Source organism: Streptomyces sp. NBC_00104, from assembly GCF_045160825.1.
GTDB lineage: Bacteria > Actinomycetota > Actinomycetes > Streptomycetales > Streptomycetaceae > Streptomyces.
The window spans coordinates 3,296,345-3,322,751 of the sequence record NZ_CP108215.1 but is presented as its reverse complement, the minus strand read 5'-3'; the positions used below and the strand labels follow the sequence as shown (position 1 = coordinate 3,322,751).

The window sequence follows — 26,407 nt, the reverse complement described above, 5'->3', positions numbered from 1 at the left end:
CACGATGGGGCGACAGAAGGACTCGACGAGGAGGCACCGCGATGGCGGCAACCCCGGGCACGAACCCCACCCCGGCCGACGAGGCACGCGAAGCGGCCGTGGAGAAGGCCCTCGCCAGGCTGGACCTGGACGCCAAGGCGAGGCTGCTCTCCGGCCAGGACATGTGGACCCTGCCCGCGCTTCCCGAGATCGGCCTGGACTCCCTCGTGATGTCCGACGGCCCCATCGGTGTACGAGGGGTGCGCTGGACCGCCGACGACCCGTCCGTCGCCCTCCCCTCCCCGACCGCCCTCGCCGCCACCTGGGACCCCGAACTCGCGCGCAGGGCAGGCGTGTTGCTGGCCCAGGAGGCCCGCCGCAAGGGCGTCCACGTCCTCCTCGCCCCCACGGTCAACCTGCACCGCTCCCCGCTCGGCGGCCGTCACTTCGAGGCGTACAGCGAGGACCCGTACCTCACCGGCGAGATCGGCTCGGGCTATGTGGCCGGCGTACAGTCCGGCGGAGTCGGCACCACGGTCAAGCACTTCGTCGCCAACGACGCCGAGACCGACCGCTTCACGGTGAACAACCTCGTCTCCGAACGCGCCCTGCGCGAGCTCTACCTGGCCCCCTTCGAGGCGATCGTCGCGAACGCCCACCCGTGGGGCATCATGACCGCCTACAACACGGTCAACGGCACCACGATGACCGAGCACCGCTACCTCGTGAACGAGGTCCTGCGCGGCGAGTGGGGCTTCGACGGCTTCAACGTCTCCGACTGGCTGGCCGCTCGCTCCACGACCGGCGCCCTCACCGGCGGCCTCGACGTCGCCATGCCCGGCCCGGCCACCGTCTACGGCGAGCCCCTGGCCACCGCCGTCCGCGCCGGCGAGGTCACGGAGGCCGAGGTCGACGAGGCGGTCCGCCGGGTCCTGCGCCTGGCCGCCCGCGTCGGCATCCTGGAGGGCGCCGACCCGGTGGTCGCCGAGCCGCCCGCGACCGTGGACGGCGAGGCCCTGGCCCGCGAGATCGCCCGCCGCTCCTTCGTGCTCGTCCGCAACGAGGCACGGAACGGAGAACCGCCCGCGCTCCCCCTGAAGCCGGGCGCCAAGGTGGCACTGATCGGCGCCGCGGCCCGCGACGCCCGCGTCCTCGGCGGCGGCTCCGCCACCGTCTTCCCCTCCCACGTCGTCTCCCCGCTCGACGGCCTCACCGCAGCCCTCCCCGAAGCCGACCTGACGTACGCCGTGGGCGCGGACCCCAACGAGGAACTGGCGGTCGCCGACAAGGGGTTCACCCTCCGTGCCGTCTGCCGCGACAGCACCGGCACGGTCCTCGGCACCGGCTCCGTCCCCAGCGGCCAGCTCCAGTGGGTGGGCACGGACCTCCCCGACGGCGTCACCCACGCCACCCTGCACACCGTCGAGCTGACCGGCACCTTCGTCCCGCGCGAGACCGGCACGCACACCTTCGGCATCAAGGGCCTCGGCGCCTTCACCCTCACCGTCGACGGCACGACCCACTTCGACGACGTCCAGACCACCGACACGGACGACCCCTTCGTGTCGTTCTTCGGCGCCCCCGTCCCCCAGGCCCGGATCGAACTGACGGCGGGCACCCCGGTGCCGGTCTCCCTCACCCACGTCGTGGAGCTCCCCACCGACGCCCCGATCACCATGATCGCCTTCTCGCTCTGCCACCAGGAGCCGCGGCGCGACCCCGACGACCTGATCGCCGAGGCCGTCGAGGCCGCCCGCGCCGCCGACACGGCCGTCGTCGTGGTCGCCACCACCGAGCGCGTCGAGTCCGAGGGCTTCGACCGCAAGGACCTCCGCCTCCCCGGCCGCCAGGACGACCTGGTCCGCGCCGTCGCCGCCGCCAACCCCGACACCGTCGTCGTCGTCAACTCCGGCTCCCCGGTGGAACTCCCGTGGCGCGAGGACGTGGCCGCCGTCCTCCTCACCTGGTTCCCCGGCCAGGACGGCGGCGCCGCCCTCGCCGACGTCCTCACCGGCACCCACGAGCCCGGCGGCCGCCTCCCCACCACCTGGGGCTACCTCCCGGCCGCCCCCGTCACCCGGGTGACCCCCACCGACGGCGAACTCCCCTACGACGAGGACGTCTTCATCGGCTACCGAGCCTGGGACAGGCACGCCGAGACCCCCTCGTACCCCTTCGGACACGGCCTCGGCTACACCGACTGGACGTACGAGTCCCTCGCCGTGACGGGCACGACGGCGACGGTACGGGTCCGCAACACGGGCGACCGGCCGGGCCGGGAGACCATCCAGCTCTACCTGGCTCCGACGACACCGGACGCGAACCGTCCGACCCGTTGGCTGGCCGGCTTCGCCACGGTGGAGGCGGCCCCCGGCGAGACGACGGAGGCCGTCATCGAACTCCCGCGCCGGGCCTTGGAGATCTGGGACGAGGCATCCAACTCATGGGCGTACGTGAAGGGTTCGTACGAGGTGGAGGCAGGCCGCTCGATCGCGGACCGCCGCGTGACGGCGACGATCGAAGCCTAGGGGGACGCGTGGGCGCGACCGGCCCCCACCCACCGGCGGCCGACTACGAACGCACCCCGAACCCATAAACCGTCTCCGACCGATACACCGCCCCCGGCCGCAGCTCCGTACTCGGAAACCGCGGCCGGTTCGGCGCATCGGGAAAGTGCTGGGTCTCCAGGGCGATCCCGTCCCCCGGCCCGAACGGACCCTCCAAGTGATCCGCCGTATAAAGCTGCATCCCCGGCTCGGTGGTCGCCACCGTCAACACCCGCCCCGACCCCGGCTCCCACAGCTCGGCCACCACCTCGGCGGCTTCCGTGACCCCCTTGTCGAGCACGAAGTTGTGGTCGTACCCGGCCCCCACCTTCCGGGCCGCCCGGAAGTCGAACCGAGTCCCCTCCACCTGCGCCAGTTCACCCGTCGGAATCAGATCCGCGTCCACCGGCGTCACCCGCGACGCGGCGATCCGCAGCTCATGCCCGCCCGCACTCCCGGCGGTGGCCCCCGCGAGGTTCCAGTACGAGTGGTTGGTGAGGTTCACGACGGTCGGCGCGTCGGTGACCGCCTCGTACGCGATCCGCAGCGCACTCCCGTCCACGTCCAGCGTGTACGTGGCGGAGACCTCCAGCCGCCCCGGGAAGCCCTCCTCCCCGTCCGGACTCACCCGCGACAGCCGTACGCCGGCCGCGCCCGCGATGTCGACGGCCTCCGCGTCCCACACCCGCTTGTCGTAGCCGCGCGGACCACCGTGCAGCGCGTTCGGCGGGTTGTTGCACTCCAGCTCGTACGTGTGCCCGTCGAGGGTGAACCGCCCCCGGGCGATCCGGTTGGCGTACCGGCCGATGAGCGCCCCGAAGAACGGCCCCTGATGGCGGAGGTAGCCGTCGAGGTCGGCGAACCCCAGCACCACGTCCGCCGGCCGCCGGTCACGGCCGGGGACCTCGACGGACTGCACGATCCCGCCGTACGTCAGGATCCGCACCCGGGTGCCGCCCCGCTCCAGCGTCCAGCGGTGAACGGGCGTGCCGTCGGAAAGTGTGCCGAAAAGTTCGCTCATGAGCGAAACCCTAGGCCACGGAATGACCCCAGGTCACGGCAGACGTCACGACAGAACCCCAGGTCACGACTCCTCCGCGCTGACGATCCGGTAGGCGATCTCCGCCAGCCGGGCCTGCCCGTTCACGCTCGGATGGAACCAGTCCCACTGGCTGAGCTGGGTCTGCCCGAAGCGGTAGTCGAAGACGGCGTCCCCGTCGTACCGGCAGTGGCGGTCCTTCTCGCACACCTCGCGCAGGACGTCGTTGTACGCCTCCACCCGGTCCTGGACGGCGTCGCGCCGCTGGCCGGCCGCCGTGGTGAGGAGGTCGGGGTCGGCCAGCATGGACGGGCAGATGCCCAGCTTCCAGACCTGCTTGCCGACCGGGTTCGAACGGCCCTGGGACCACAGCCGCTTCAGGTCCGGCACGCTCGCCACGAACACCTGGGTCTTGGGCAGGCTGTCCCGCAGGGTCGCCATCGCGTCCTCGAAGTCGGCGCGGAAGTCGGCGACCGGGGTCATGTCCGCGGCGGTCGCGCGGCACGCGTCGTTCGCGCCGATCATCACCGTGACCAGCTCGGGCCTACGGGGCACCGCCCGCGCCACCTGGCTCGGCAGGTCGGCCATCCGGGCCCCGGTCACCGCGTAGTTCCAGCTGCGCTGGGCCGCTCCGGCCGCGCCCAGCAGCCGTACCGCGAGACTGTCGACCGAGGCGTCGCCGCCGGTCGCCCAGGACACCTCGGGGCAGTCGGAGAGCACCTTGCACGCGTCGAAGCCACGGGTGATGGAGTCGCCGACGGCCGCCAGCGACTCGGGGGTGCTGTCCCAGGCGGGGGTGGGCGACGCGGAGGGCCTGGCCTTCGGCCCCGTGCCCTCGGGGCCGGGGGAGTCGCCACCGGTGGCGTCGCAGCCGGTCACGGCCAGCAGGACCGCCGTTAAGGCCACGCCGAACACCGCCCTCGAACGGTGGCGTCGCTTCCGCATCCCCTGGTCCCCTCGTCGGTCCTACACGTGCAAGTTCCCACCCATGACAACGCGCGAGAGTTCCCGACACGGAAGCCCGACGAGAACGGAGAGAACGGTGCGGCGAAAGGTGCAACCGTTCCGTACCGCACAGGCGTCCCCTCGGGTGAAACCCGAGTTCTTCCCGGCGCTGGCTCCGACGGTACGTCACACTCCTTACCCCGCCGCACGGTAGCCTCGCCCCGTGGCCGCCCTGCCACTGCCGATCCGTCGAATCGCAAGATGCCCTGCCCTGTGGAGGCCCCGGTGACGACACGTGGAGTCCTGTACGTGCACTCCGCGCCGCGTGCGCTGTGCCCGCACGTCGAGTGGGCCGTCGCGGGTGTTCTCGGGACACGCGTGAACCTCGACTGGATCCGCCAGCCGGCCGCCCCGGGCACCTGGCGCTCCGAGTTCTCCTGGCAGGGCCAGGCCGGCACCGCCTCCAAGCTCGCGTCCGCGCTGCGCGGCTGGCACCTCCTCCGCTTCGAGGTCACCGCCGAGCCCTGCGTCACCGCCGAGGGCGAGCGCTACAGCTGCACCCCCGACCTCGGCATCTTCCACGCCGTCACCGGCATCCACGGCGACATCCTCATCCCCGAGGACCGCCTGCGCGCCGCCCTGACCCGCTCCCAGCGCGGCGAGACCGACCTCGAGGCCGAGATCGCCAAACTCCTGGGCAAGCCCTGGGACGACGAGTTGGAGCCGTTCCGCTACGCGGGCGAGGGCGCCCCGGTGCGCTGGCTGCACCAGGTGGTGTGACGGCCGCTCGGCACACGTGTAGGGCCCCCACCGTCCGGTGGGGGCCCTACACGTTCGTACGACTACGACGGCGTCAGACCGTCCGGAACGCCAGCACCACGTTGTGCCCGCCGAAGCCGAACGAGTCGTTCAGCGCGGCGATGCGGCCCTCGACCGGCAGCTTGCGGGCCTCGCCCCGCACGATGTCGGCGTTGGCCTCGGCCTCGGGGTCGAGGTCGTTCACATTGATCGTCGGCGGAGCCACCCGGTGGTACAGCGCGAGCACCGTCGCCACCGTCTCCACACCGCCGGCCCCACCGAGCAGGTGCCCGGTCATGGACTTCGTCGCGGACACCGCGAAGTGGTCGGTGTCGTCACCGAACACCTTCCGCAGCGCCTTCAGCTCGGCGATGTCACCGGCCGGCGTCGACGTCCCGTGCGCGTTGACGTGCACGATCTCCGCCGGGTCCAGGTCGGTACGGTCGAGCAGGTTCTGCAGGGCGTGGGCGATCCCGCGCCCCTCCGGCTCCGGCTGCACGATGTCGTGGCCGTCGGCGGAGATGCCCTGGCCCACGGCCTCGGCGTAGACCCGGGCACCCCGCGCCGCCGCGTGCTCGGCCGACTCCAGGACGACGACACCGGCACCCTCGCCGAGGACGAAGCCGTCACGGCCGGTGTCGTACGGACGGGAGGCGCCCTGCGGGTCGTCGTTGTTCTTGGACATCGCCATCATGTTGCCGAACGCGGCGATCGGCAGCGGGTGGATGGCGGCCTCGGTACCACCGGCGATCACGACGTCGGCGCGGCCGGTGCGGATCATCTCGATGGCGTAGCCGATGGCCTCGGCGCCCGACGCACAGGCGGAGACCGGGGTGTGCACACCGGCGCGCGCGCCGACGTACAGACCGACGTTGGCGGACGGGCCGTTGGGCATCAGCATGGGCACGGTGTGCGGGGAGACGCGGCGTACGCCCTTCTCCTTCAGCACGTCGTACTGGTCGAGCAGTGTGGTCACACCGCCGATGCCGGAGGCGATGACCGCGCCGACACGGTCCGCGTCGACGGCGCCCTCGTCGGCCGAGGTCTCCGTGTAACCGGCGTCGGCCCACGCCTCCTTGGCCGCGATCAGCGCGAACTGCGCCGAGCGGTCCAGACGGCGGGCCTGCGGCCTGGGAATGACCTCGGACGGCTCCACGGCGATCTGTGCGGCGATACGGACCGCCTGGTCGGCGGCCCACTCCTGTTCCAGGGGTCCGACACCGGACTTGCCGGCGATCAGCCCTTCCCAGGTGGAAGTCGCGTCGCCACCCAGCGGTGTGGTTGCGCCGATACCGGTGACGACCACGGTGCGATTGGTCGAGTTCACGGGAATTTTCTCCAACGGTTACGAGGATTCAGCGGCGCCACCGCCGGGTGGCGGGGCAAACGGACTGCTCCGCAAGGACCGGGCCGGACCCGATCCGCCGGATCAGCCCTGGTTCTTGAGGATGTACTCGGTCGCGTCGCCGACCGTCTTGAGGTTCTTGACGTCGTCGTCCGGGATCTTGACGTCGAAGCGCTCTTCGGCGGCGACGACGACCTCGACCATGGACAGGGAGTCGACGTCCAGGTCGTCGGTGAAGGACTTGTCCAGCTGGACGTCCTCGACCGGGATGCCGGCGATCTCGTTCACGATGTCGGCGAGACCGGCGACGATCTCTTCCTGAGTGGCGGCCATGTGAGGCGCTCCTTCGTAGATTTCCAGAGGGTTGGCGGCCCGCCGCGTCAGCGGCAGGTGGTGCGTTTTTCCCGCGCCGGACCACAAGATCCGAAGCGGTGCCTAGGGGAGGGTAACGACCGTCGCGGCGTACACGAGACCCGCCCCGAAGCCGATGACGAGCGCGGTGTCGCCGCTCTTCGCCTCGCCGGTCGCCAGGAGCCGCTCCATCGCGAGCGGGATCGAGGCGGCCGAGGTGTTGCCGGTGGTGCGTACGTCACGCGCGACCGTGACGTGCTCCGGCAGTTTGAGTGTCTTCACCATCGAGTCGATGATCCGCTCGTTGGCCTGGTGGGGAATGAAGACGTCCAGGTCGTCCGAGCTGATCCCGGCCGCGTCCAGCGCCTGCTGAGCGACCTTCGCCATCTCGAACACGGCCCAGCGGAACACCGCCTGGCCCTCCTGCGTGATCGCGGGGAACTTGACGTTGCCCTCGCTGTCGAGCGGGAGTTTGTCGACGTCGCCGATCCGGAACTCGTTCCACGGCACCGTCTGCTTGATCGTCTGGGACTTGTCGCCCTCGGAACCCCACACCGTCGGGCCGATGTGCGGCTCCTCGGAGGGGCCCACGACGACCGCGCCGGCGCCGTCACCGAAGAGGAAGGCCGTGGCCCGGTCCTCCAGATCGGTCAGGTCCGACAGGCGTTCGACACCGATGACGAGGACGTACTCCGCCGAGCCCTCGACGACCATGCCCTTGGCGAGCGTCAGGCCGTAGCCGAAGCCCGCGCAGCCGGCCGAGATGTCGAAGGCGGCGGCCTTGGCCGTGCCGAGCTTGTCGGCGATCTCGGTGGCGACGGCCGGGGTCTGGCTGAAGTGCGAGACGGTCGAGACGACGACCGCGCCGATCTGCTCGGCGGAGATCCCGGCGTCGGCGATCGCCTTGCCGGACGCCTCGATCGACATGGCCGCGACGGTCTCCTCGTCGTTCGCCCAGTGCCGGGTCTCGATGCCGGAGCGGGAGCGGATCCACTCGTCGGACGAGTCGATCTTCTCCAGGATCACGTCGTTGGGCACCACCCGGACCGGGCGGTAACCGCCCACGCCGAGGATGCGCGCGTACGGGGCACCCTTGCTCGGCCTGATCTTCGACATAGCTCCAGGGCTCCTAGTTCAGGTGCTCGGCGATGAGGGCGCGAGCGGCGTCGAGGTCGTCGGGAGTCTTGAGCGCCACCGTCGGCACGCCCGGCAGCGCGCGCTTGGCGAGACCGGTGAGCGTGCCGCCGGGGCACACCTCCACGAGCGCGGTCACGCCCAGCTCCTTGAAGGTCTCCATGCACAGGTCCCAGCGGACCGGGTTGGCGACCTGACCGACGAGACGGGAGAGCACCTCGGCGCCGGTGGCGACGGCCTGCCCGTCCTTGTTCGAGACGTAGGTGACCGTGGGGTCCCCGGGCGACAGCTCCTCGGCGGCCTTGGCGAGGGTGTCGACGGCGGGGGCCATGTGGTGTGTGTGGAAGGCGCCGGCGACCTTGAGGGCGACCACGCGCCGCACGCCCTCGGGCTTGTCCGCCTCCAGGGCGGCCAGCTGCTCCAGGGTGCCGGCGGCGACGATCTGGCCCGCGCCGTTCACGTTCGCCGGGGTGAGCCCCAGCCGCTCCAGGTGCGGGATCGTCACCTCGGGGTCGCCGCCGAGCAGCGCCGACATACCGGTCTCGGTGACCGCGGCGGCCTCGGCCATGGCCAGGCCCCGCGTGCGGACGAGGGTCAGCGCGGCCGTGTCGTCGAGGACACCGGCGAACGCGGCGGCGGTGATCTCGCCGACGCTGTGGCCGGCGACCGCGCCGGGCGCGACGTCTCCGAGGGCGGCGGCGGACAGCAGTCCGGCCGCCACGAGCAGCGGCTGGGCCACGGCGGTGTCGCGGATCGCGTCGGCGTCGGCCTCGGTGCCGTAGTGGGCGAGGTCCAGTCCGATGGCGTCCGACCACGCGCCGAGACGGTCGGCGGCACCGGGGAGGTCGAGCCAAGGAGTCAGGAAGCCGGGCGTCTGGGCGCCCTGGCCGGGAGCGACGAGTACGAGCACTCTCACACTCTCTCTTGGGGACGGCTCACGCCGCCCGTGAGGACAGGGACGAAGAACACGAGGGGGTTTTGTAGCTCTCCGACAAAACCCTAGAGCTGGAGATCCCCATCCACCAGACGCCCCAGGATCAGCGCGATCCGCAAGGTGAAGGCAGAGCGTACATCGGAGGGCGACCAGCCGGTGACGTCAGTCACACGTCGGAGCCGGTAGCGCACGGTGTTGGGATGGACGAACAGCATCCGGGCCGCGCCCTCAAGACTTGAGGCCTGTTCCAGATAGACGCTGAGCGTCTCCAGGAGAGCCGAGCCGGCCTCCTCCAGCGGTCTGTAGATCTCCTCCACCAGTTGCTCGCGCGCACTGGGGTCGCCCGCGATCGCGCGCTCCGGAAGCAGATCGTCCGCCAGAACGGGGCGCGGCGCGTCCTGCCACGCCGAGCAGGCCTTCAGTCCCGCGGCCGCCGCCTGCGCGGACCGGGTCGCGGCCAGCAGGTCGGGCACGATCGGCCCCGCCACCACCGGCCCCGCCGCATACGGGCCGATCAGCGACTTCGCGACCTGCAACGGTTCGTTGTCGCCACCGGCGATCACCACCAGCCGGTCGCCCAGCACACCGGTGAGCACCTGGAGCTTGGCGTGCCGGGCCGCACGCCGGATGGCCTCCACGGTCAGCTCGCTGTCGCCGTCCGGGGCGGTGCCGAGTACCACGCAGACATGGTCCGGCGAGTTCCAGCCGAGCGCGGCGGCCCTGCTCACCGCGCCTTCGTCGGCCTCGCCGCTGAGTACCGCGTTCACCACCAGGGACTCCAGGCGGGCGTCCCAGGCGCCGCGTGCCTCGGCGGCCTGCGCGTACACCTGTGCGGTCGCGAAGGCGATCTCCCGCGCGTAGACGAGCAGGGCCTCGCGGAGCACGCTCTCGTCGCCGGGGGCGGCCACCTCGTCGATGGCGGACTCCATGACCTCGATGGTCGTGCGCACCATCTCCACGGTCTGCCGGAGCGTGATCGCCCGGGTCAGTTCACGCGGCGCGGTTCCGAACACGTCCGTCGAGATGGCCTGCGGGGCGTCCGGACGCCGGAACCACTCCGTGAACGCGGCGATACCGGCCTGGGCGACCAGTCCGATCCACGACCGGTTCTCCGGCGGCATCGCCCGGTACCAGGGCAGCGTCTCGTCCATCCGCGCGATGGCCTGCGCGGCGAGACTTCCGGACGACTTCTCCAGCCGCTTCAAGGTCGCGACGTGCGCGTGGACGGACGGTGCGGATTCGGGCCTGCTGGTTTCGGGTTCGGGCACGGGACAAGACTGCCTTATCGCTGCGCTCGGCTGCGCCGTGGGTGTGTGGGCCGGGGGTGCGCGTCTGCCCGGGGGCGCGTGTCTGCCAGGGGCTGCCGCCCCCGGACCCCCGCTTTCGGGCCTGGACGGCCTCGTCCTCGAACGCCCCACTCTGGGGATACCGTGGGTGCGTGATGGAGCTGCGGCGTGCCGGTACGCGCTATGCCGGTGGGGATCGGGAGGCCGGGATCGCCTCGTTGCACGCGTTCTCCTTCGGGGCGCACTACGACCCCGACAATCTCCGCTTCGGCGCGGTGATCGCCTGCAACGAGGAGCGGCTCGCTCCCGGCGCGGGGTTCGACGAGCATCCGCACAGCCACACCGAGATCGTCACCTGGGTCGTCGAGGGCGAGCTGACCCACCGCGACACCACCGGCCACGAGACGGTCGTCCGCCCCGGCGACGTCCAGCGGCTCAGCTCGGCGGGCGGCGTACGGCACGTCGAGCGCAACGACGGCTCCGAGCCGCTGACCTTCGTGCAGATGTGGCTGGCCCCGCTGGACCCGGGCGGCGACCCCGCGTACGAGATCGTCCGCGGCATCGCCGACTCCACCCCGTACGCCGTTCCCGAGGCCGGCGCCATGCTGCACGTCCGGCGGCTGGGCACGGCGGGGGAGCGGACCGCCGTGCCGGACGCGGCGCGGGCGTACGTGCACGTCGTACGGGGTGCCGTGCGGCTCGGGCCGCACGAGCTGGAGCCCGGGGACTCCGTGCGGGCCGAGGAGGAGAAGGGCCTCGAACTGGTCGCCGTCACCGCCCCGGTGGAGGTGCTGGTCTGGGAGCTCGGCGAGTGACGGACCGTCAGTTGTCGGTGGTCGGCTCCTCCGCGTTGCGCCACACCGTGATGTCCACGGAGACGTAGTCACTGGGGTCGCCACTCGGAGCCGACCCCTGGAAGGTGACCAGGCCGATGTGGCCGGAGTCGGTGCGCACACACATCTGGGAGCCCTTGGCCACCTGGCCGATCTTGACGTAGTCCGAGTACCGGGTCTCGTTCCGGCAGGTTTCGAGGGAGCCCTTCTGGGTGTTGTTCAGCAGGACGAGCTTCTGGCTGCTGCTGCCCAGCCGCTTCTCACCCAACAGCGAGTCCGAGTAGTAGTAGAAGTCCCCGTCGTCCTCGTACGCCCCGCCGACGTCGCTGTCGAGGGGCTTGGGCGGGGAGTCCGCGAAGCGCACGTAGTAGTCGCCGGGGATGTTGATGCCCTTGAACGTGACCGGCTTGGGGTCGGCCTTCGGCTCGGACTCGGAGGACTCGGCGGAACTGCCGCCCGAACCCGTCGACGTGCCGCCGGAGGAACTGCTCGACGAGCCGCTCGACGAATCCGTGAGGCCCTTCACCAGCGACGCGCAGCTGCCGAGCAGCCCCAGACCGAACACCGCCGCGACGCCGATCCCGATCCACTTGCCGACGTTGCTGCGGCGCGGCGGAGGAAGGGGCAGCGGACGGGGATGGCCCTGCGCATGTCCCTGGGGATGTCCCTGGGGGTACGGCTGCTGCCACGCCCCCGGCTGCGGGTACGGCGCCTGCTGCGGGTACGGCGCCTGGTGCCCGGTCGGCACCGTGTGCGGCCCCGACTGCGGAGCGTACGGCGTCGACGGCGGCCCGGCCGGGCCCGGCGGGGGCGGGGTCGTCGGCCCGGAGTGCGTCGTCGGCGCCGCGAAGATCGTCTGCGCGCCGTGGTCCACGGACGGCGAACTCAGCTGGGTCACCGGTGCGGTGGGCGGCGGGGGCAGGGTCGCCGAGGTCGGGGCCTCCGCGGCCTTGTTCCGCTCGGCCAGCAGCTCCGCCGAGGCCGAGACCCGCCGGGTGATGTCGGCGCCGATCGCCTCCGGCAGCCAGGAGCCCGACTGCACCAGCGGGGTGGGCGACGCCTCCTGGCAGAGCGCGACGACCTCCGCGGGGGAGGGGCGGTCCGCCGGGTCCTTGGCCAGACAGCGCTCGATGAACCGGAGTTCGTCGGCGAGACCGCTCAGGTCGGGCTCCTCGTGGACGATCCGGTACAGCACGGCGTGCGAGGGGCCGTCGCCGTACGCGCCGGACCCGCGTGCCGCGAACGCGGCCACCTGGCCGAGCGCGAAGATGTCCGACGCGGGCGTGACCGGCTTCCCGGCCGCCTGCTCCGGCGACATGAAGGCCGGCGTGCCGATGGACACGCCGGTGCCGGTCAGGGCGGTGGCGTCGGCGGCGCGCGCGATGCCGAAGTCGATGACACGGGGCCCGTCGGCGGCGAGCAACACGTTGGAGGGCTTCAAATCGCGGTGGACGATGCCCGCGCCGTGGATGACCGAGAGCGCCTCCGCGACCCCGGCGAGCAGCAGCAGGACCGAGTTCAGCGGCAGCGCACCGTGCTCGGCGACCGCCGCGTGCAGCGACGGGCCGGGCACGTAGGCGGTGGCCAGCCACGGCTGCGTGCCCTCGGTGTCGTGGTCGAGGACGGGCGCGGTGTACAGGCCCTGCACGCGCTGGGCGGCCCGCACCTCCTGCTGGAACCGGCGGCGGAACTCGGGGTCCTCGCTCAGCTCGGGCCGGATCGTCTTCAACGCGATCGGGTGCCCGCCCGGGGTGTACGACAGGTACACGGTGCCCATGCCGCCCGAGCCGAGCCGTGCCGCGAGCCGGTAGCTCGCCACGGTCGTCGGGTCACCGGCCTCCAACGGCCGGAACTGCCCGCCCGCGCGAACCTCGCCCATGGTTCTACCCCCCGAAAGCTGTGCGGCTGTTGTGCACGGGGGAGGTTAGCCGACGGAGCGGTGCCCGGGGCCGATCGGACCGGGCACCCGCGCCTTCCGTCGAAGAGTTGTCGCTTCCTTCACGAATCAGGCACCGTTCCCGACCTCCGCAAGCACAGCGTCCGTGAACGGGGTCCAGGCCCCGACCGCCCACGGCCCGAACGCCCGGTCCGTCAGCGCGACACACGCCAGCCCGGCGACGGGGTCGATCCACAGGAAGGTCCCCGACTGCCCGAAGTGCCCGAAGGTACGCGGCGACGACGAAGTGCCCGTCCAGTGCGGTGCCTTGGAGTCCCGGATCTCGAAGCCGAGCCCCCAGTCGTTGGGGTTCTGGTGCCCGTAGCCCGGCAGGACGCCCTTCGTGCCCGGGTACTGCACGGTCATCGCCGCCGCGACGGTCCGCGGGTCCAGCAGCCGGGGTGCCTGCACCTCGGCGGCGAACCGCACCAGGTCGTCGACGGTCGAGACGCCGTCCTTCGCGGGGGAACCGTCGAGGGAGGTGGACGTCATCCCCAGCGGTTCCAGCACCGCCTGCCGCGCGTACTCCGCGAACGGGATGTCCGCCGCCTTGGCCACATGGTCCCCGAGCACCTCGAACCCGGCGTTGGAGTACAGCCGCCGCTCCCCGGGCGGCGCCGTCACCCGGTGCTCGTCGAAGGCCAGCCCCGAGGTGTGCGCCAGCAGATGCCGCACGGTCGACCCCGCCGGCCCCGCCGCCTCGTCCAGCTCGATCGCCCCCTCCTCGTACGCCACCAGGACGGCGTACGCGGCGAGCGGCTTGGTGACCGAGGCCAGCGCGAACCGCCGGCCGAGCGGCCCGTGGGTCCCGAGGACGGTGCCGTCCGCCCGGACGACGGCCGCGGCCGCCGTGGGAACCGGCCAGTTCTCGATCAAGGCGAGGCTCTGCAGAGACATGGCCACGAGCCTAAGCGGCTCAGAGGTCCAGCTGCATCAAGGGGTCGGACCTGCGCCGGAAACCCATCGACTCGTACAGCGGCTCGGCCTCGGTGGAAGCGGTCAGATGGACGTATCCGACACCGCGCTCCCGGAACCAGTCGACCAGGGCCTCCATGCAGGCGCGGGCGTGGCCCCGGCGCCGGCACTCCGGGTCGGTGGCCACGCTGAAGACGTGCCCGACCGCGCCGCGCGGGTTGTTCGCCCGCCCGATCCGGTACTCGATCGTCCCCACCACCAGGGCGGCGAGCGCGCCCGGCCGCTCCGGATGGTCGGCGACGAAGGCCGCGAACTCCCCGTCGGAATCGGCGAGTCGGCGGCGTAGTGTGGGCAGGGACTCGGCGTGCCAGTCGGTGGAGCCGCCGGGCCCCCCGCTCGCCATCGAGTCGATCATCACCTGGCGCAGCCGGAGCACTTCCGCCGCGTCCTCGGCCGCGGCCCGCCGTACGAGACTCATGCCCGCACGCTAACCAGCGGGATCACGTCACGTCCTCATGATTTCTCACCGGATTCGCTTGCTTGGAGTGCACTCCAAGGTTTTAGCGTGGTGGTCATGACGGTGATGGAGACCACGAGTACGACGAGTGCCACGAGTGCCACGAGTGCCGCCAGTACCGACAGTTGCGCGGGCCCGCCGCTGAAGCCGCGGCGGCCGGACGGGCAGGACCTGTACACGATCAGCGAGGTCGTCGACCTCACCGGTCTGACGGCGCACACGCTGCGCTGGTACGAGCGGATCGGGCTGATGCCGCACATCGACCGCTCCCACACCGGCCAGCGCCGCTACCGCAACCGTGACCTCGACTGGCTCGACCTGGTCGGCAAGCTCCGGCTGACCGGTATGCCGGTCGCCGACATGGTCCGGTACGCCAAGCTCGTCCGCGAGGGCGACCACACCTACACCGAGCGCTTCGAACTGCTCAAGGCGACCAGGCAGGACGTCCTGTCCCGGATCGCCGAACTCCAGGACACCCTGAACGTGCTCGACCGGAAGATCAATTTCTACGCTGACGCCGGGCAGGCCCTGGCGTCGGAGAGGGCCTCATGACGGACGGCAGGATCGCGAGGACACGGCTGGGCACCGACGGGCCGGAGGTCGGCAGGCAGGGCCTCGGCTGCATGGGCATGAGCTTCGCGTACGGCCCCTCGGACGCGCAGGAGTCCAGGGCCACCCTGGAGCGCGCGCTGGAACTGGGCGTCACGCTCTACGACACGGCGCACGCGTACGGCGCCGGGGAGAACGAGAAGTTCCTCTCCCCCTTCTTCAAGGCGCACCGCGACGAGGTCGTCATCGCCACCAAGTTCGGCCTGGCGATCGACCCCGACGACCCGACCAAGCGGATCATCCGCAACGACGCGGCGTACATCCGCGAGTCCGTCGAGGGGAGCCTGCGCCGCCTCGACGTCGACGTGATCGACCTCTACTACATGCACCGCCGCGACGTGAGCGTCCCCATCGAGGAGACCGTCGGCGTCATGGCCGAGCTGGTCCGCGAGGGCAAGGTCAAGCAGCTGGGCCTGAGCGAGGTCACGGCCGCCGAACTCCGCACGGCCCACGCCGTGCACCCCATCGCCGCCCTGCAGTCCGAGTGGTCCCTCTTCAGCCGTGACATCGAGCCGAACGTCGTCCCCACGGCCCGCGATCTCGACGTCACGCTCGTCGCCTACTCCCCCCTCGGCCGAGGCTTCCTCACCGGCTCCTTCGCCAAGGCCGAAGACCTCACCGCCGACGACTTCCGCCGCCAGCAGCCCCGCTTCACCGGCGACAACGCAGCCGCCAACGCGGTCCTCCTGGCCCCCGTCCGCAAGGTCGCCGAGGCCCACGACGCCACCCCGGGCCAGATCGCCCTGGCCTGGGTCCAGCAGCGGTCCGCCGTCCACGACCTGCCGGTCGTCCCCATCCCGGGCACCCGCAGGCCGTCCAGGGTGGAGGAGAACGCGGAGGCCACGAGGATCTCCCTGACCGAGGACGACCTGGCCCTGCTGGAACCGATAGCGGCACAGGTGGCGGGCGACCGGTACGCGGACATGGGGTTCACGTCGGCAGGAAGGGAGTAGGGCGGAGCCTTCAGACGGGGCGAGGCGAAGTGTTCAGCAGGGGCGACGCGGACTGTTCAGTCAGGGGCGGCGAGGGCTTTTGCTTTCAGGGGCGCGGGCCTGTGTCGATGCGGCTCCGCCGCGTGGGCGCGACCAGCCACGACGGACCCGCACCCGGCAGCGACGCCATCCCCGGACGGCGAGTAGCTACAGCTCGGCCAACAACTCCGCCTTCTTCACACTGAACTCCTCGTCCGTCACCAGCCCCGCCTCGTGCAACTCCCCAAGATGCCGGATCCGGTCGGCGATGTCGGCCGGATCCCGCCGGGGCCCGGCCTCGACCGCAGCCACACCCACGGGCCCCGCGGAGCGAACCGCCGCCAGCACAGCCGCGGCGAACGGCAACGACTCGTGCACCGGCCCATAGCCCAGCCCGAACACCACGGCGGCGGGATCATGGTCGGGCTGAGGCGGCTGCTCACCGGCGGCATCGCGTCGCACCAACCGCAGATACCCCTCGAACACCTCCGGCGACCGCCACTCGACCCCGCTCAGGGCACCGACCGGGAAACTCTGGTCCCCGGCCTTCCACTTCGCCGACGACGCCCCCGTCCAGGACCACCGGAACGACACGGACCGCCCGTCGAACGACGCCTTCCCGTCGTACGCCTTGAACTGCAACGGCACTTCCGGCGCCGCCACCAGGAAACGATCGGCGGGCCCCGACTCGGTCAACCGTGCCCGCAGCTCGTCGGCGTAGTACTCCGCGAGCGTCTCCCGCTCGGCCGGCAGCACCAGCCGGTACGGGTCGGACCCCTCCTTGAGCTGGTCCGCCGCCGCCTCCATCAACGGATCGGCGCCCGGTCGCGGCACGACACGCAGTACGACGGTGCCCCGCTTCCCGGGTGTCAGTGAAACCCCCGCGATCGCCTCCAGGGGGACGCGCCGCTCACCGAGTGCCTGGAAGAGCTTCGGCGTACGAATCCCCCGTTCGAAGCGGATGAGCACGGAGTCGGACTCGAACTCCCAGGCGGCATGAAATCCGGCCAGTACGTCACCCATGCGGCTCATCGTATGCGGGCGACGCGGGGAAGTCCCGACCGAGGCGAACCGCACTTTTACCCTCCTCTACGCGCGTCAGGCCGCAGCGCTGTCGGACAGACCCGCCAGACACGCGTCGTCCTCCCGCGCACACCGCACCGACTCGTACGCGCCGATGCCGATGTCGGCGAAGTTGTACAGGCTCTCGGTGCCGGGCTCGAAATAGCCGCTGTGTCCCTGGGCGTCGGCCGCCGACAGGATGCGCGCCCCGAACTCCGAGGAGACCGGGTCGGCGCCGTGGCCGAGCCCGCCGACCTCCAGATAGGGCACGTCCTGGACCCAGTCGTCGGCGTCCCGCATCGCCCACACCCGGGCCGCCGTCCGCAGCTGCCCGACCGTCTCGGCACGCATGCCGGGGCTGCCCGCGACCGCGATGTCGGTGACCCGCGACGGCAGCGAGGGCGCGGCGACCCCGCACACCACGGAGCCGTAGCTGTGGCACACCAGCGCGACGGTGGAACGGCCGGGCAGGCCCCGCACCAGCGCGTTCAGCCGGACCGAGCCCTGTTCGGCGCGGAGCGCGGTGGCCGAGTCGAGGCCGAGGCCGTCGGGCGCGGTGTAGTCGGCCCAGGCGATCACGGCCGTCCGCGTGCCGGGGCTCGCCGAGCGCTCCGCCTTGTAGAGCGACTTGGCCATGCCGACGGGCGCGGAGTACCGGCGCTTGGTGCGCTGGAAGTTGATGACGTTGGTGTCGACGCCGGGGACGACGACCGAGACGCGCTCGGCCTTGTCGAGGCTGCCGAAGACCTCGGCGACCCGGCCGTTGCCGTCGGGGTCGAAGGCGAGGATGTGCCGCTTCTTCACGGCCAGCATGTCGAAGCGGTGCATCCGGCGGCCGGCCTCGTACCGGCCGGTCTCGGACAGCCGCTGGTCGTGCATGCGTGTGCGCTCACGCCTGCTCTGCTGTTTCAGCGCGATGCGGTTGGCCCGGTAACGCAGCTCGACGGGGGCACCGTTCATGTTGCCGACGGCGAGCGGATAGCGATGGGCGAGCCCGGTGCGCTGAGGGGCGGTGAGCGAGGCGAAGAAGGCGGCCAGGCGGTGCGGGGACGAGTCGACGTCCGGCAGTTCGCGGCCGCCGAGGTGCCCGTGCCGCCACGCGGAGAGCGACGCCTGCAGCGGCGACTCCTCTCGATGGCTGCGGATCGCGGTCCAGCCGGTGGTCGCCAGCATCACGAAAACCACGGCCAGCGCCAGCAGTGCGCGCCAGACGTTCAGTTGCGGGGAGGAGTCGAAGGAAGTCACTGAAAGGACACACTAAGAGAACGGAAGGGTCTCGCGTTAACCGAGTGAGAGGGATCACGTTTCGATCACGCCCGTTCCGTGCGGTGCGCAGAGAAGATCCCGATGATGCCGTTCCCTAAGCGTTTCGGCCAGTACGCCACTTCTCGGCCAACGAGGGCCGTACGGCGTCCAGGTGTGCGGTCGTCAGTTCCCGCATCGCCTCCATGCTGAGATCGCCCCCCAGGGCCCACATGCGCTCAGTGACTCTCATCACACCGCCGAAGACGGCCACCGCCACGCGCGGCCGGGCGTCGGTGTCGACGTCGAGTCCCTCGCGCTCGGCGACGATCCGCTCCATCTCCCGCGCCACCTCGTCCGCGCGGCGCAGATGCGCGGCCAGCAGTGCGGGCGTCGACTCGACCATGCCGTACGCCCGCAGATAGAGGTCGACGGGAACGACCTGCTCGACGGCCTCGCCGATGGCGTCCCAGCCCTCCAGGACGGCGTTGCGCATCGCCTCCAGCGGGGCCTCGTCCGCGGGCCGGGCGCGCACGGCCGCCAGGAAGTGCTCCTGGGTGAGGTCGATGACCGCGAGGGCGGCCTCCTCCTTGCCCGCGAAGTAGCGGAAGAAGGTGCGCTGCGAGACGTCGACGGCCTCGGCGATCTCGTCGACCGTCGTCGCCTCATACCCCTGGGTCGTGAACAGCTCCAGGGCCGCCCGCAGCAGTGCGTCGTGGGTGCGCTGCTTCTTCCGTGCGCGCAGTCCGGGCCGCTCCTCGGTCGTCGCCGCCGTGGCCGCCGTCTCCATGAACCCTCGTCTCCACCCGCCCCTGCGGCGAGTGACGTGACAGTTACCGACTTGTGAACTGGTTTGTCAACTGTCAGTGGCTGTCATTAGTCTCGCGCGTATGACTAGTCAGACCACTGTCGACAAGACGGGACCGGGGGACAAGGCGCCAGTCGTCCCGTCGGACCCGACGACGAACCAGGGCCGGGGCCTGCGCGGCCACCCCTGGTTCACCCTCCTCACCGTGGCCGTCGGCGTCATGATGGTCGCCCTCGACGGCACCATCGTGGCGATCGCCAACCCGGTCATCGCGGACGACCTCAAGGCGAGCTTCGCCGAGGTCCAGTGGATCACCAACGCGTACTTCCTCGCGCTGGCGGTCACCCTCATCACCGCGGGCAAGCTGGGCGACCGCTTCGGCCACCGCCAGACCTTCCTCATAGGCGTGGTCGGCTTCGCCGCCGCCTCCGGGGCCATCGGCCTGTCGGACTCGGTCGCCTTCGTGGTGGTCTTCCGCGTCTTCCAGGGCCTGTTCGGCGCACTGCTGATGCCGGCCGCGCTCGGCCTGCTGCGCGCCACCTTCCCCGCCGAGAAGCTGAACATGGCGATCGGCATCTGGGGCATGGTCATCGGCGCCTCCACCGCGGGCGGCCCGATCCTCGGCGGCTTCCTCGTGGAGAACGTCAGCTGGCAGTCCGTGTTCTGGATCAACGTCCCCGTCGGCGTCCTCGCCGTGGCGCTGGGCGCCTGGATTCTGCTGGACCACCGCGCCGAGAACGCCCCGCGCTCCTTCGACGTCCTCGGCATCGCCCTGCTGTCCGGGGCCATGTTCTGCCTGGTCTGGGCCCTCATCAAGGCCCCGGAGTGGGGCTGGGGCGACGGCCTGACCTGGACCTTCCTGGTCGCCTCCATCGCCCTCTTCGCCCTCTTCGCCTTCTGGGAGACGAAGGTGAAGGAGCCGCTGATCCCGCTGGGCCTCTTCCGTTCCGTGCCGCTGTCGGCGGGTGTCGTCCTGATGGTCCTGATGGCCATCGCCTTCATGGGCGGCCTGTTCTTCGTGACGTTCTACCTCCAGAACGTGCACGGCATGAGCCCCATCGACGCGGGTCTACACCTCCTTCCGCTCACCGGCATGATGATCGTCGGCTCGCCGCTGGCCGGCGCGCTGATCACCAAGGCCGGACCCCGCATCCCGCTGGCCGGCGGCATGGCGCTCACCGCGATCGCCATGTACGGCATGTCGACGCTGGAGACCGACACCGGCAGCGCCCTGATGTCCCTCTGGTTCGCGCTCCTCGGTCTCGGCCTCGCCCCGGTGATGGTCGGCGCCACCGAGGTCATCGTCGGCAACGCGCCCCTGGAGCTGTCCGGTGTCGCCGGCGGTCTCCAGCAGGCCGCGATGCAGATCGGCGGCAGCCTCGGTACGGCCGTGCTGGGGGCCGTGATGGCCTCCAAGGTCGACAGTGACCTGCCGGGCAACTGGACGGACGCCGGTCTCCCGCCGCTCACCGAGGTCCAGCTCGGCCAGGCCTCCGAGGCCGTCCAGGTCGGTGTCCCCCCGATGGCCGAGGGCACGACGGAGATCGCCGCGAAGATCACCACCGTCGCGCACGACACGTTCATGTCCGGCATGAGCCTGGCGTCCCTCGTCGCCGCCGGCGTCGCCGCGATCGCCGTCCTCGTGGCGTTCCTGACCAAGCGCGGCGAGAACGCGGAGGCGGGCGCCGGAGCGGCGCACATCTGACAGCTCCGCCACTGCTTCACGCGCGGGTTTGCGCCCGCGTTCGCCTATCAGGGTGACAAGGCTAAAGATCGCTCGTACCGGGTGGGCGCCCCGGGCCACAGTGGGGCGACCGGGCCGGTGCCAACCCGGCTGGTGTCGATCGCGTAGGACTCGGCCGCTCGCTGAGCGGCCGAGCAGCGTGAGCCAGGAATCCTCCCGCCACGGTGGGGGGAGGGGCCGAAGTGGGTCAAGTCCTCCGTACGGCAGGGCCGTACGACACAGGGGAGCGGACCGTCGGTCCGCGGCGCGCTGGCCGGAGGGGGACAGCGCGCCGCGGACAAGTCCGACAACTCTCCCTGGTTTCAACCACACTGCCGGGGTACTCGCCGTCATGTACTCGAACTGACCGCGAGGTTCAGGGAGTTGTTGACGATGGCGGGCTTCGGACACGGTACGCGCAGGCACCCCCGATCACGTGGCCGGACGTGGTCACGGAGCGGGCCGGATCGCGCGACCCTCGGGATCATCGGAGTCATCTGCGCGGTCGCGGGATTCTTCGTGCTGGGCATCATCCTCGGCCCGGTAGCGATCCTCTGCGGCTGGCTGGCCATGAACCGCACCTGGTCCGGCGCCCGCCCCGTCCCCGCGATCGTCGCGGTCGTTCTGGGTGCCATCGACACCGTCCTGGCCATCATCTGGCTGGCGGGCACGGCCACGCCGGGAGCCGGCTTCTTCTGACCCCGGGGTGAGAGAAGACTCGGGACACGTCGGCGGGTGCGGGTTGTGTGGACTTGCTCCCGCAGTTCCCCGCGCCCCTGAAAGCGCCGGGCTCGCCCGGATCTTTCAAGGGCGCGGGGAACTGCGCGACAAGCCACGACGAACCCGCACCCGCCGACGCGCTGCCGCTCCTACGGTCATCGGCGCTGCTCGGGCACAGCCCCGGAAGACCGCAAGGACGCCACCTCCGCCCGCAGCAACCGAACCTCCTCCGCCAGCTCCGTTATCGCCGCCGTCTGCCGCCGCTCCTCCGCGTCGTCCTTCTCGAACCGCGCTATGAACCACGCCGCGATGTTCGCCGTCACCACACCCAGCAACGCGATCCCGGACAGCATCAGCCCCACGGCCAACACCCGCCCCAGCCCGGTCGTCGGCGCATGGTCGCCGTACCCCACCGTCGTCATCGTCGTGAACGACCACCACACGGCGTCGTCCAGCGTGTCGATGTTCCCGCCGGGAGCGTCCCGCTCCACGGACAGCACCGCCAGCGACCCGAACATCAACAGCCCGACGACCGCCCCGCCGACGTACGTCGTGAGCCGTATCTGCGAGGCCATCCGCGCCCGCTGCCCCACGAGCAGCAACGTCGCCACGACCCGCAGCAGCCGCAGCGGCTGGATGATCGGCAGCAGCACGGCCGCCAGGTCCAGCCACCGGGTCCGCACGAACTCCCGGCGCTGCTCGGTGAGCGCCAGCCGGACGACGTAGTCGAGCGCGAACGCGGCCCACACCACCCACTCGGCGGCCTCGCACCACCACACCACCTGGTCGCTCGCGTCCGGCCGGACGATCGGCACGGCGTACGCGACGGCGAACACCAGGGCCAGGCCGAACAGCGGCCGCTGAGTCTGCTGTTCCCAACGCACCTGCGCCGAGACCGATAGCTGTTTCATGGCGGCATCGTAGAAAACGTGGAGGGGTGGTGAACCCACCGGTTCACCACCCCTTGACACCGCCGGCCGTTGTGAACAACTCGGCCGAGCGCAACGGCTACGCGTCGCCGCCCGCGGCCCCCGGGTCGGCCGCCGCCACGTCGAGCAGCTGGTACCGGTCGATGGCCTGCTTGAGCACCGAACGGTCGACCTTGCCCTCGCGGGCCAGCTCGGTCAGCACCGCGACCACGATCGACTGCGCGTCGATGTGGAAGAAGCGCCGGGCCGCGCCCCGCGTGTCCGCGAAGCCGAAGCCGTCCGCGCCCAGCGACTGGTACGTGCCCGGCACCCACCGCGAGATCTGGTCCGGCACCGACCGCATCCAGTCGGAGACGGCCACGAACGGCCCCTCGGCGTCGCCCAGCTTCCGCGTCACGTACGGGACCTGCTGCTCCTCCTCGGGGTGCAGCAGGTTGTGCCGCTCCACGTCGACGGCCTCACGGCGCAGCTCGTTCCAGGAGGTCGCCGACCAGACGTCCGCCTTCACGTTCCAGTCGGCGGCCAGGATCCGCTGCGCCTCGACCGCCCACGGCACCGCGACACCGGAGGCGATGATCTGCGCGGGGATCGAGCCCGCCTCGCCCGCCCGGTAGCGGTGGATGCCCTTGAGGATGCCCTCGACGTCCACGTCCGCCGGCTCGGCCGGGTGCTGGATCGGCTCGTTGTAGACGGTGAGGTAGTAGAAGACGTCCTCGCCCGGCTTGCCGTCGGCGGTCTCGCCGTACATCCGGCGCAGACCGTCCTTCACGATGTGCGCGATCTCGTACCCGAACGCCGGGTCGTACGCGACACAGCCCGGGTTCGTCGAGGCGAGCAGCTGCGAGTGCCCGTCCGCGTGCTGGAGGCCCTCACCGGTCAGTGTCGTACGGCCGGCGGTCGCACCCAGGACGAAGCCGCGCGCCAGCTGGTCGGCCATCTGCCAGAACTGGTCGCCGGTGCGCTGGAAACCGAACATCGAGTAGAAGACATAGACCGGGATGAGCGGCTCGCCGTGCGTGGCGTACGCCGAACCGGCCGCGATCAGCGAGGCCGTGCAGCCCGCCTCGGAGATGCCGTCGTGCAGCATCTGCCCGGTCGGCGACTCCTTGTAGGCGAGCAGCAGATCGCGGTCGACCGCCTCGTACTGCTGGCCCAGCGGGTTGTAGATCTTCGCGCTCGGGAAGAACGAGTCCATGCCGAAGGTGCGGTACTCGTCGGGCGCGATCAGCACGAACCGCTTGCCGATCTCCTTGTCCCGCATGAGGTCCTTCAGCAGTCGTACGAACGCCATGGTCGTGGCGATCGACTGCTGACCGGACCCCTTCTTCACACTCGCGTACGTCTTGTCCTCGGGCAGCGGCAGAGGCTTCGCGCGCACGACACGCGTCGGGACGTACCCGCCGAGCCCCTTGCGCCGGTCGTGCATGTACTGGATCTCCTCCGAGTCCCGCCCCGGGTGGTAGTACGGCGGCACGCCGGACTCCAGCTCCTTGTCGGAGATGGGCAGGTGGAGGCGGTCACGGAAGCCCTTGAGGTCGGCGACCGTCAGCTTCTTCATCTGGTGCGTGGCGTTGCGGCCCTCGAAGTTCGGGCCCAGCGTCCAGCCCTTGACCGTCTTCGCCAGGATGACCGTCGGCTGGCCCTTGTGCTCATGGGCCGCCTTGTACGCCGCGTAGATCTTGCGGTGGTCGTGGCCGCCGCGGCCCAGGTGCAGGATCTGGTCGTCGGTCATGTTCTCGACCATCGCGCGCAGCCGGTGGTCGTCACCGAAGAAGTGGTCGCGGATGTACGCGCCGGTCTCGGTGGCGTACGTCTGGTACTGGCCGTCCGGCGTGGTGTTCATGCGGTTGACCAGCACACCGTCGCGGTCCTGCGCGAGCAGCGGGTCCCACGAGCGGTCCCAGACCAGCTTGATCACGTTCCAGCCGGCGCCCCGGAAGACCGACTCCAGCTCCTGGATGACCTTGCCGTTGCCGCGCACCGGACCGTCGAGGCGCTGCAGGTTGCAGTTCACCACGAAGGTCAGGTTGTCGAGGCCCTCGCGGGCGGCGATCGTCAGCTGGCCGAGTGATTCCGGCTCGTCCATCTCGCCGTCGCCGAGGAACGCCCAGACATGGGACTTGGAGGTGTCGGCGATGCCGCGCGCCTCCATGTACCGGTTCATCCGCGCCTGGTAGATCGCGCCCAGCGGACCGAGGCCCATGGACACGGTCGGGAACTCCCAGAAGTCCGGCATCAGCCGCGGGTGCGGATAGCTGGACAGGCCGTACGGCGCCTTCGACTTCTCCTGGCGGAAGGCGTCCAGCTGCTGGTCGTCGAGCCGGTCCAGCATGTACGCGCGGGCGTAGATGCCGGGGGAGGCGTGGCCCTGGAAGAAGATCTGGTCGCCGCCGTCGCCCTCGTCCTTGCCGCGGAAGAAGTGGTTGAAGCCCACGTCGTAGAGGGAGGCGGAGGACGCGAAGGTCGCGATGTGGCCACCGACGCCGATGCCGGGCCGCTGGGCGCGCGACACCATGACGGCGGCGTTCCACCGGGTCGCGTTGAGGATCTTCCGCTCGATCTCCTCGTTGCCCGGGAAGAACGGCTCGGCCTTGGTCGGGATGGTGTTGACGTAGTCCGTGCTGCGCATCTCGGGCACGGCCACGCGCTTCTCACGGGCCCGCTCGATGAGCCGGAGCATCAGGTAGCGCGCGCGCTCACGGCCGCGCTCGTCCACGGCGGCGTCGAGCGAGTCGAGCCACTCCTGGGTCTCCTCGGGATCGAAGTCAGGGACCTGACTCGGAAGGCCGCCAATGATGATCGGATTGCGATCGGATCCGGAAGCCACGCTGTTCCTTAGCTGTCAGAGGGCCGCTCTTCAGGGGTTCTTCATGGGTGTTCACTAGGTGCCTGCACCGTCCCCCATCGTGTACCTCGGGGACGCAAACGTCACCTCTACCGAGGGGTAACCAGGGGGGTCGCCTGCTCGACAAAGGTAGTAAAGCTATTCGATGCTCGTACCCCCAGATGGTTGCCGAATGCGCAAAACGGGCAGAACGGTGTGGCGTGTGTCACGCGAGGCTGAGAATCCGCGCAGAGAGTTGCGGTGACACGGCCCGGATCGTCACCGTTTCGGCGGTCTGAAAGGCTGGGTACTTGCGCGATCGGTCCCGCCCGTGTGGACTACGGCCAATGCTTCGCGCACGCGCGTGGCTGATTCCCCAGGGGGCGACCCCATCCGAACATGATCAGGAGGCAACCCGTGAGCGCGACCGCGGACCACGCGGAGGAGCGGACGAACCCTGCCGCGAGGCTGGGGTTCCAGCCCGAGCAGGTGGTCCAGGAGATCGGCTACGACGACGACGTCGACCAGGAGCTCCGCGAGTCCATCGAGGAAGTCGTGGGCAGTGAGCTCGTCGACGAGGACTACGACGACGTGGCCGATGCCGTCGTGCTGTGGTTCCGAGACGACGACGGCGACCTGACCGACGTACTGGTGGACGCCACCACGTACATCGAGGAGGGTGGCTCGATTCTGCTGCTGACGCCCAAGACCGGGCGGGACGGCTATGTGGAGCCCAGCGACGTCTCCGAAGCCGCGACGACCGCGGGACTGTCCGCGTCGAAGAGCGTCAGCGTCGGCAAGGACTGGAGCGGCAGCCGGTTGGTGACGCCGAAGGCGGCCAAGACGAAGAAATAAGCGTCGCTCAAGAGCCCGAGGGTTCTGCGCGCCGGCGGTCGCGGCTTCGTCGTGGCCTGTCGCGCAGTTCCCCGCGCCCCTCGTCGGTACCCCTTCCGGGCCCGGC

General features: G+C 70.8%; 22 protein-coding genes and 1 pseudogene. 8 read left to right on the top strand and 15 right to left on the bottom strand.

What is annotated here, in order from left to right:
• Positions 1-41 precede the first annotated feature (41 nt).
• Positions 42-2,507, top strand: coding sequence for a glycoside hydrolase family 3 protein (locus OG272_RS14410; protein WP_405893535.1), 2,466 nt, complete (start codon positions 42-44; stop codon positions 2,505-2,507).
• A gap of 43 nt (positions 2,508-2,550) precedes the next feature.
• Here the strand turns inward: OG272_RS14410 and OG272_RS14405 are convergent, their stop codons facing one another.
• Positions 2,551-3,546: an aldose epimerase family protein gene (locus OG272_RS14405; protein WP_405893534.1), complete on the bottom strand. Its 996-nt coding sequence runs from the start codon at positions 3,544-3,546 to the stop codon at positions 2,551-2,553.
• A gap of 63 nt (positions 3,547-3,609) precedes the next feature.
• The gene (locus OG272_RS14400; protein WP_326583109.1) at positions 3,610-4,509 is read right to left on the bottom strand and encodes an SGNH/GDSL hydrolase family protein; all 900 of its coding nucleotides are present in this window, start codon (positions 4,507-4,509) and stop codon (positions 3,610-3,612) included.
• Positions 4,510-4,794: 285 nt separating this feature from the next.
• On the opposite strand from OG272_RS14400, the gene OG272_RS14395 reads away from it, so the two are divergent.
• Positions 4,795-5,289, top strand: coding sequence for a DUF3145 domain-containing protein (locus OG272_RS14395; RefSeq protein ID WP_326583110.1), 495 nt, complete (start codon positions 4,795-4,797; stop codon positions 5,287-5,289).
• Positions 5,290-5,362: 73 nt separating this feature from the next.
• Here OG272_RS14395 and fabF read toward each other — a convergent pair whose 3' ends face one another.
• The 5 genes from fabF to fasR form a co-directional block, all read right to left on the bottom strand.
• The gene (fabF, locus tag OG272_RS14390; RefSeq protein WP_327729940.1) at positions 5,363-6,634 is read right to left on the bottom strand and encodes a beta-ketoacyl-ACP synthase II; all 1,272 of its coding nucleotides are present in this window, start codon (positions 6,632-6,634) and stop codon (positions 5,363-5,365) included.
• A gap of 102 nt (positions 6,635-6,736) precedes the next feature.
• Positions 6,737-6,985: an acyl carrier protein gene (locus OG272_RS14385; RefSeq protein ID WP_152168415.1), complete on the bottom strand. Its 249-nt coding sequence runs from the start codon at positions 6,983-6,985 to the stop codon at positions 6,737-6,739.
• A 102-nt stretch (positions 6,986-7,087) separates the two neighbouring features.
• Positions 7,088-8,119 carry a ketoacyl-ACP synthase III gene (locus OG272_RS14380; RefSeq protein ID WP_326583112.1) on the bottom strand — a complete coding sequence of 344 codons (1,032 nt, stop codon included), beginning with the start codon at positions 8,117-8,119 and terminating at the stop codon, positions 7,088-7,090.
• Between the two features lie 13 nt (positions 8,120-8,132).
• A complete protein-coding gene (locus OG272_RS14375; RefSeq protein ID WP_326583113.1) occupies positions 8,133-9,047 on the bottom strand; it encodes an ACP S-malonyltransferase in 915 nt (304 codons plus the stop codon).
• Positions 9,048-9,136: 89 nt separating this feature from the next.
• Positions 9,137-10,339 (bottom strand): fatty acid biosynthesis transcriptional regulator FasR, encoded by a 1,203-nt coding sequence (gene fasR, locus OG272_RS14370; protein WP_326583114.1) that lies wholly within the window; start codon positions 10,337-10,339, stop codon positions 9,137-9,139.
• A gap of 173 nt (positions 10,340-10,512) precedes the next feature.
• On the opposite strand from fasR, the gene OG272_RS14365 reads away from it, so the two are divergent.
• Positions 10,513-11,172, top strand: coding sequence for a pirin family protein (locus OG272_RS14365; protein ID WP_405896022.1), 660 nt, complete (start codon positions 10,513-10,515; stop codon positions 11,170-11,172).
• 7 nt (positions 11,173-11,179) lie between these two features.
• Here OG272_RS14365 and OG272_RS14360 read toward each other — a convergent pair whose 3' ends face one another.
• The 3 genes from OG272_RS14360 to OG272_RS14350 all read right to left on the bottom strand — a co-directional run bounded on the left by OG272_RS14360 (position 11,180) and on the right by OG272_RS14350 (position 14,519).
• The gene (locus OG272_RS14360) at positions 11,180-13,069 is read right to left on the bottom strand and encodes a protein kinase domain-containing protein (RefSeq protein ID WP_405893533.1); all 1,890 of its coding nucleotides are present in this window, start codon (positions 13,067-13,069) and stop codon (positions 11,180-11,182) included.
• Positions 13,070-13,195: 126 nt separating this feature from the next.
• Complete coding sequence (locus OG272_RS14355) at positions 13,196-14,023, bottom strand: serine hydrolase domain-containing protein (protein ID WP_326583116.1); 828 nt, start codon at positions 14,021-14,023, stop codon at positions 13,196-13,198.
• A 19-nt stretch (positions 14,024-14,042) separates the two neighbouring features.
• Entirely contained in the window at positions 14,043-14,519 is a 477-nt protein-coding gene (locus OG272_RS14350; protein ID WP_328507333.1) for a GNAT family N-acetyltransferase, read from the bottom strand.
• A gap of 96 nt (positions 14,520-14,615) precedes the next feature.
• Between OG272_RS14350 and OG272_RS14345 the strand changes: the two genes are divergently transcribed.
• Positions 14,616-15,110 carry a MerR family transcriptional regulator gene (locus tag OG272_RS14345; protein ID WP_405893531.1) on the top strand — a complete coding sequence of 165 codons (495 nt, stop codon included), beginning with the start codon at positions 14,616-14,618 and terminating at the stop codon, positions 15,108-15,110.
• A complete protein-coding gene (locus tag OG272_RS14340) occupies positions 15,107-16,120 on the top strand; it encodes an aldo/keto reductase (RefSeq protein ID WP_405893530.1) in 1,014 nt (337 codons plus the stop codon). The genes OG272_RS14345 and OG272_RS14340 overlap by 4 nt, the downstream gene beginning before the upstream one ends.
• 186 nt (positions 16,121-16,306) lie before the next feature.
• On the opposite strand, the gene OG272_RS14335 is transcribed toward OG272_RS14340, so the two are convergent.
• The 3 genes from OG272_RS14335 to OG272_RS14325 all read right to left on the bottom strand — a co-directional run bounded on the left by OG272_RS14335 (position 16,307) and on the right by OG272_RS14325 (position 19,232).
• On the bottom strand, positions 16,307-17,161 hold the full coding sequence (locus OG272_RS14335; RefSeq protein ID WP_326583119.1) for a DUF4429 domain-containing protein: 855 nt from the start codon (positions 17,159-17,161) through the stop codon (positions 16,307-16,309).
• 75 nt (positions 17,162-17,236) lie between these two features.
• Entirely contained in the window at positions 17,237-18,445 is a 1,209-nt protein-coding gene (locus tag OG272_RS14330) for an alpha/beta hydrolase (protein ID WP_326583120.1), read from the bottom strand.
• 115 nt (positions 18,446-18,560) lie between these two features.
• Positions 18,561-19,232, bottom strand: coding sequence for a TetR family transcriptional regulator (locus OG272_RS14325; protein ID WP_326583121.1), 672 nt, complete (start codon positions 19,230-19,232; stop codon positions 18,561-18,563).
• Positions 19,233-19,332: 100 nt separating this feature from the next.
• Here OG272_RS14325 and OG272_RS14320 point away from each other — a divergent pair.
• Both OG272_RS14320 and OG272_RS14315 read left to right on the top strand, forming a co-directional pair.
• A pseudogene (locus OG272_RS14320) lies at positions 19,333-20,980 on the top strand (MFS transporter); the annotation flags it as partial.
• 386 nt (positions 20,981-21,366) lie between these two features.
• Positions 21,367-21,672 carry a small hydrophobic protein gene (locus OG272_RS14315; protein ID WP_327729950.1) on the top strand — a complete coding sequence of 102 codons (306 nt, stop codon included), beginning with the start codon at positions 21,367-21,369 and terminating at the stop codon, positions 21,670-21,672.
• Between the two features lie 176 nt (positions 21,673-21,848).
• Here the strand turns inward: OG272_RS14315 and OG272_RS14310 are convergent, their stop codons facing one another.
• Positions 21,849-22,604 (bottom strand): potassium channel family protein, encoded by a 756-nt coding sequence (locus tag OG272_RS14310; RefSeq protein WP_326583124.1) that lies wholly within the window; start codon positions 22,602-22,604, stop codon positions 21,849-21,851.
• Between the two features lie 97 nt (positions 22,605-22,701).
• On the bottom strand, positions 22,702-25,449 hold the full coding sequence (gene aceE / locus OG272_RS14305; protein WP_326583125.1) for a pyruvate dehydrogenase (acetyl-transferring), homodimeric type: 2,748 nt from the start codon (positions 25,447-25,449) through the stop codon (positions 22,702-22,704).
• Between the two features lie 414 nt (positions 25,450-25,863).
• Here aceE and OG272_RS14300 point away from each other — a divergent pair, with 414 nt between their 5' ends.
• Entirely contained in the window at positions 25,864-26,301 is a 438-nt protein-coding gene (locus OG272_RS14300; protein WP_326583126.1) for a DUF3052 domain-containing protein, read from the top strand.
• The last annotated feature ends 106 nt before the right edge of the window (positions 26,302-26,407 follow it).

Excerpts from the sequence above, each read along its gene's own strand:
- OG272_RS14410 (WP_405893535.1), top strand. The coding sequence starts at position 42 with ATGGCGGCAACCCCGGGCACGAACCCCACCCCGGCCGACGAGGCACGC.
- OG272_RS14405 (WP_405893534.1), bottom strand. The coding sequence starts at position 3,546 with ATGAGCGAACTTTTCGGCACACTTTCCGACGGCACGCCCGTTCACCGC.
- OG272_RS14400 (WP_326583109.1), bottom strand. The coding sequence starts at position 4,509 with ATGCGGAAGCGACGCCACCGTTCGAGGGCGGTGTTCGGCGTGGCCTTA.
- OG272_RS14385 (WP_152168415.1), bottom strand. The coding sequence starts at position 6,985 with ATGGCCGCCACTCAGGAAGAGATCGTCGCCGGTCTCGCCGACATCGTG.
- OG272_RS14380 (WP_326583112.1), bottom strand. The coding sequence starts at position 8,119 with ATGTCGAAGATCAGGCCGAGCAAGGGTGCCCCGTACGCGCGCATCCTC.
- OG272_RS14365 (WP_405896022.1), top strand. The coding sequence starts at position 10,513 with ATGGAGCTGCGGCGTGCCGGTACGCGCTATGCCGGTGGGGATCGGGAG.
- OG272_RS14360 (WP_405893533.1), bottom strand. The coding sequence starts at position 13,069 with ATGGGCGAGGTTCGCGCGGGCGGGCAGTTCCGGCCGTTGGAGGCCGGT.
- OG272_RS14355 (WP_326583116.1), bottom strand. The coding sequence starts at position 14,023 with ATGTCTCTGCAGAGCCTCGCCTTGATCGAGAACTGGCCGGTTCCCACG.
- OG272_RS14350 (WP_328507333.1), bottom strand. The coding sequence starts at position 14,519 with ATGAGTCTCGTACGGCGGGCCGCGGCCGAGGACGCGGCGGAAGTGCTC.
- OG272_RS14345 (WP_405893531.1), top strand. The coding sequence starts at position 14,616 with ATGACGGTGATGGAGACCACGAGTACGACGAGTGCCACGAGTGCCACG.
- OG272_RS14340 (WP_405893530.1), top strand. The coding sequence starts at position 15,107 with ATGACGGACGGCAGGATCGCGAGGACACGGCTGGGCACCGACGGGCCG.
- OG272_RS14335 (WP_326583119.1), bottom strand. The coding sequence starts at position 17,161 with ATGGGTGACGTACTGGCCGGATTTCATGCCGCCTGGGAGTTCGAGTCC.
- OG272_RS14325 (WP_326583121.1), bottom strand. The coding sequence starts at position 19,232 with ATGGAGACGGCGGCCACGGCGGCGACGACCGAGGAGCGGCCCGGACTG.
- OG272_RS14315 (WP_327729950.1), top strand. The coding sequence starts at position 21,367 with ATGGCGGGCTTCGGACACGGTACGCGCAGGCACCCCCGATCACGTGGC.
- OG272_RS14310 (WP_326583124.1), bottom strand. The coding sequence starts at position 22,604 with ATGAAACAGCTATCGGTCTCGGCGCAGGTGCGTTGGGAACAGCAGACT.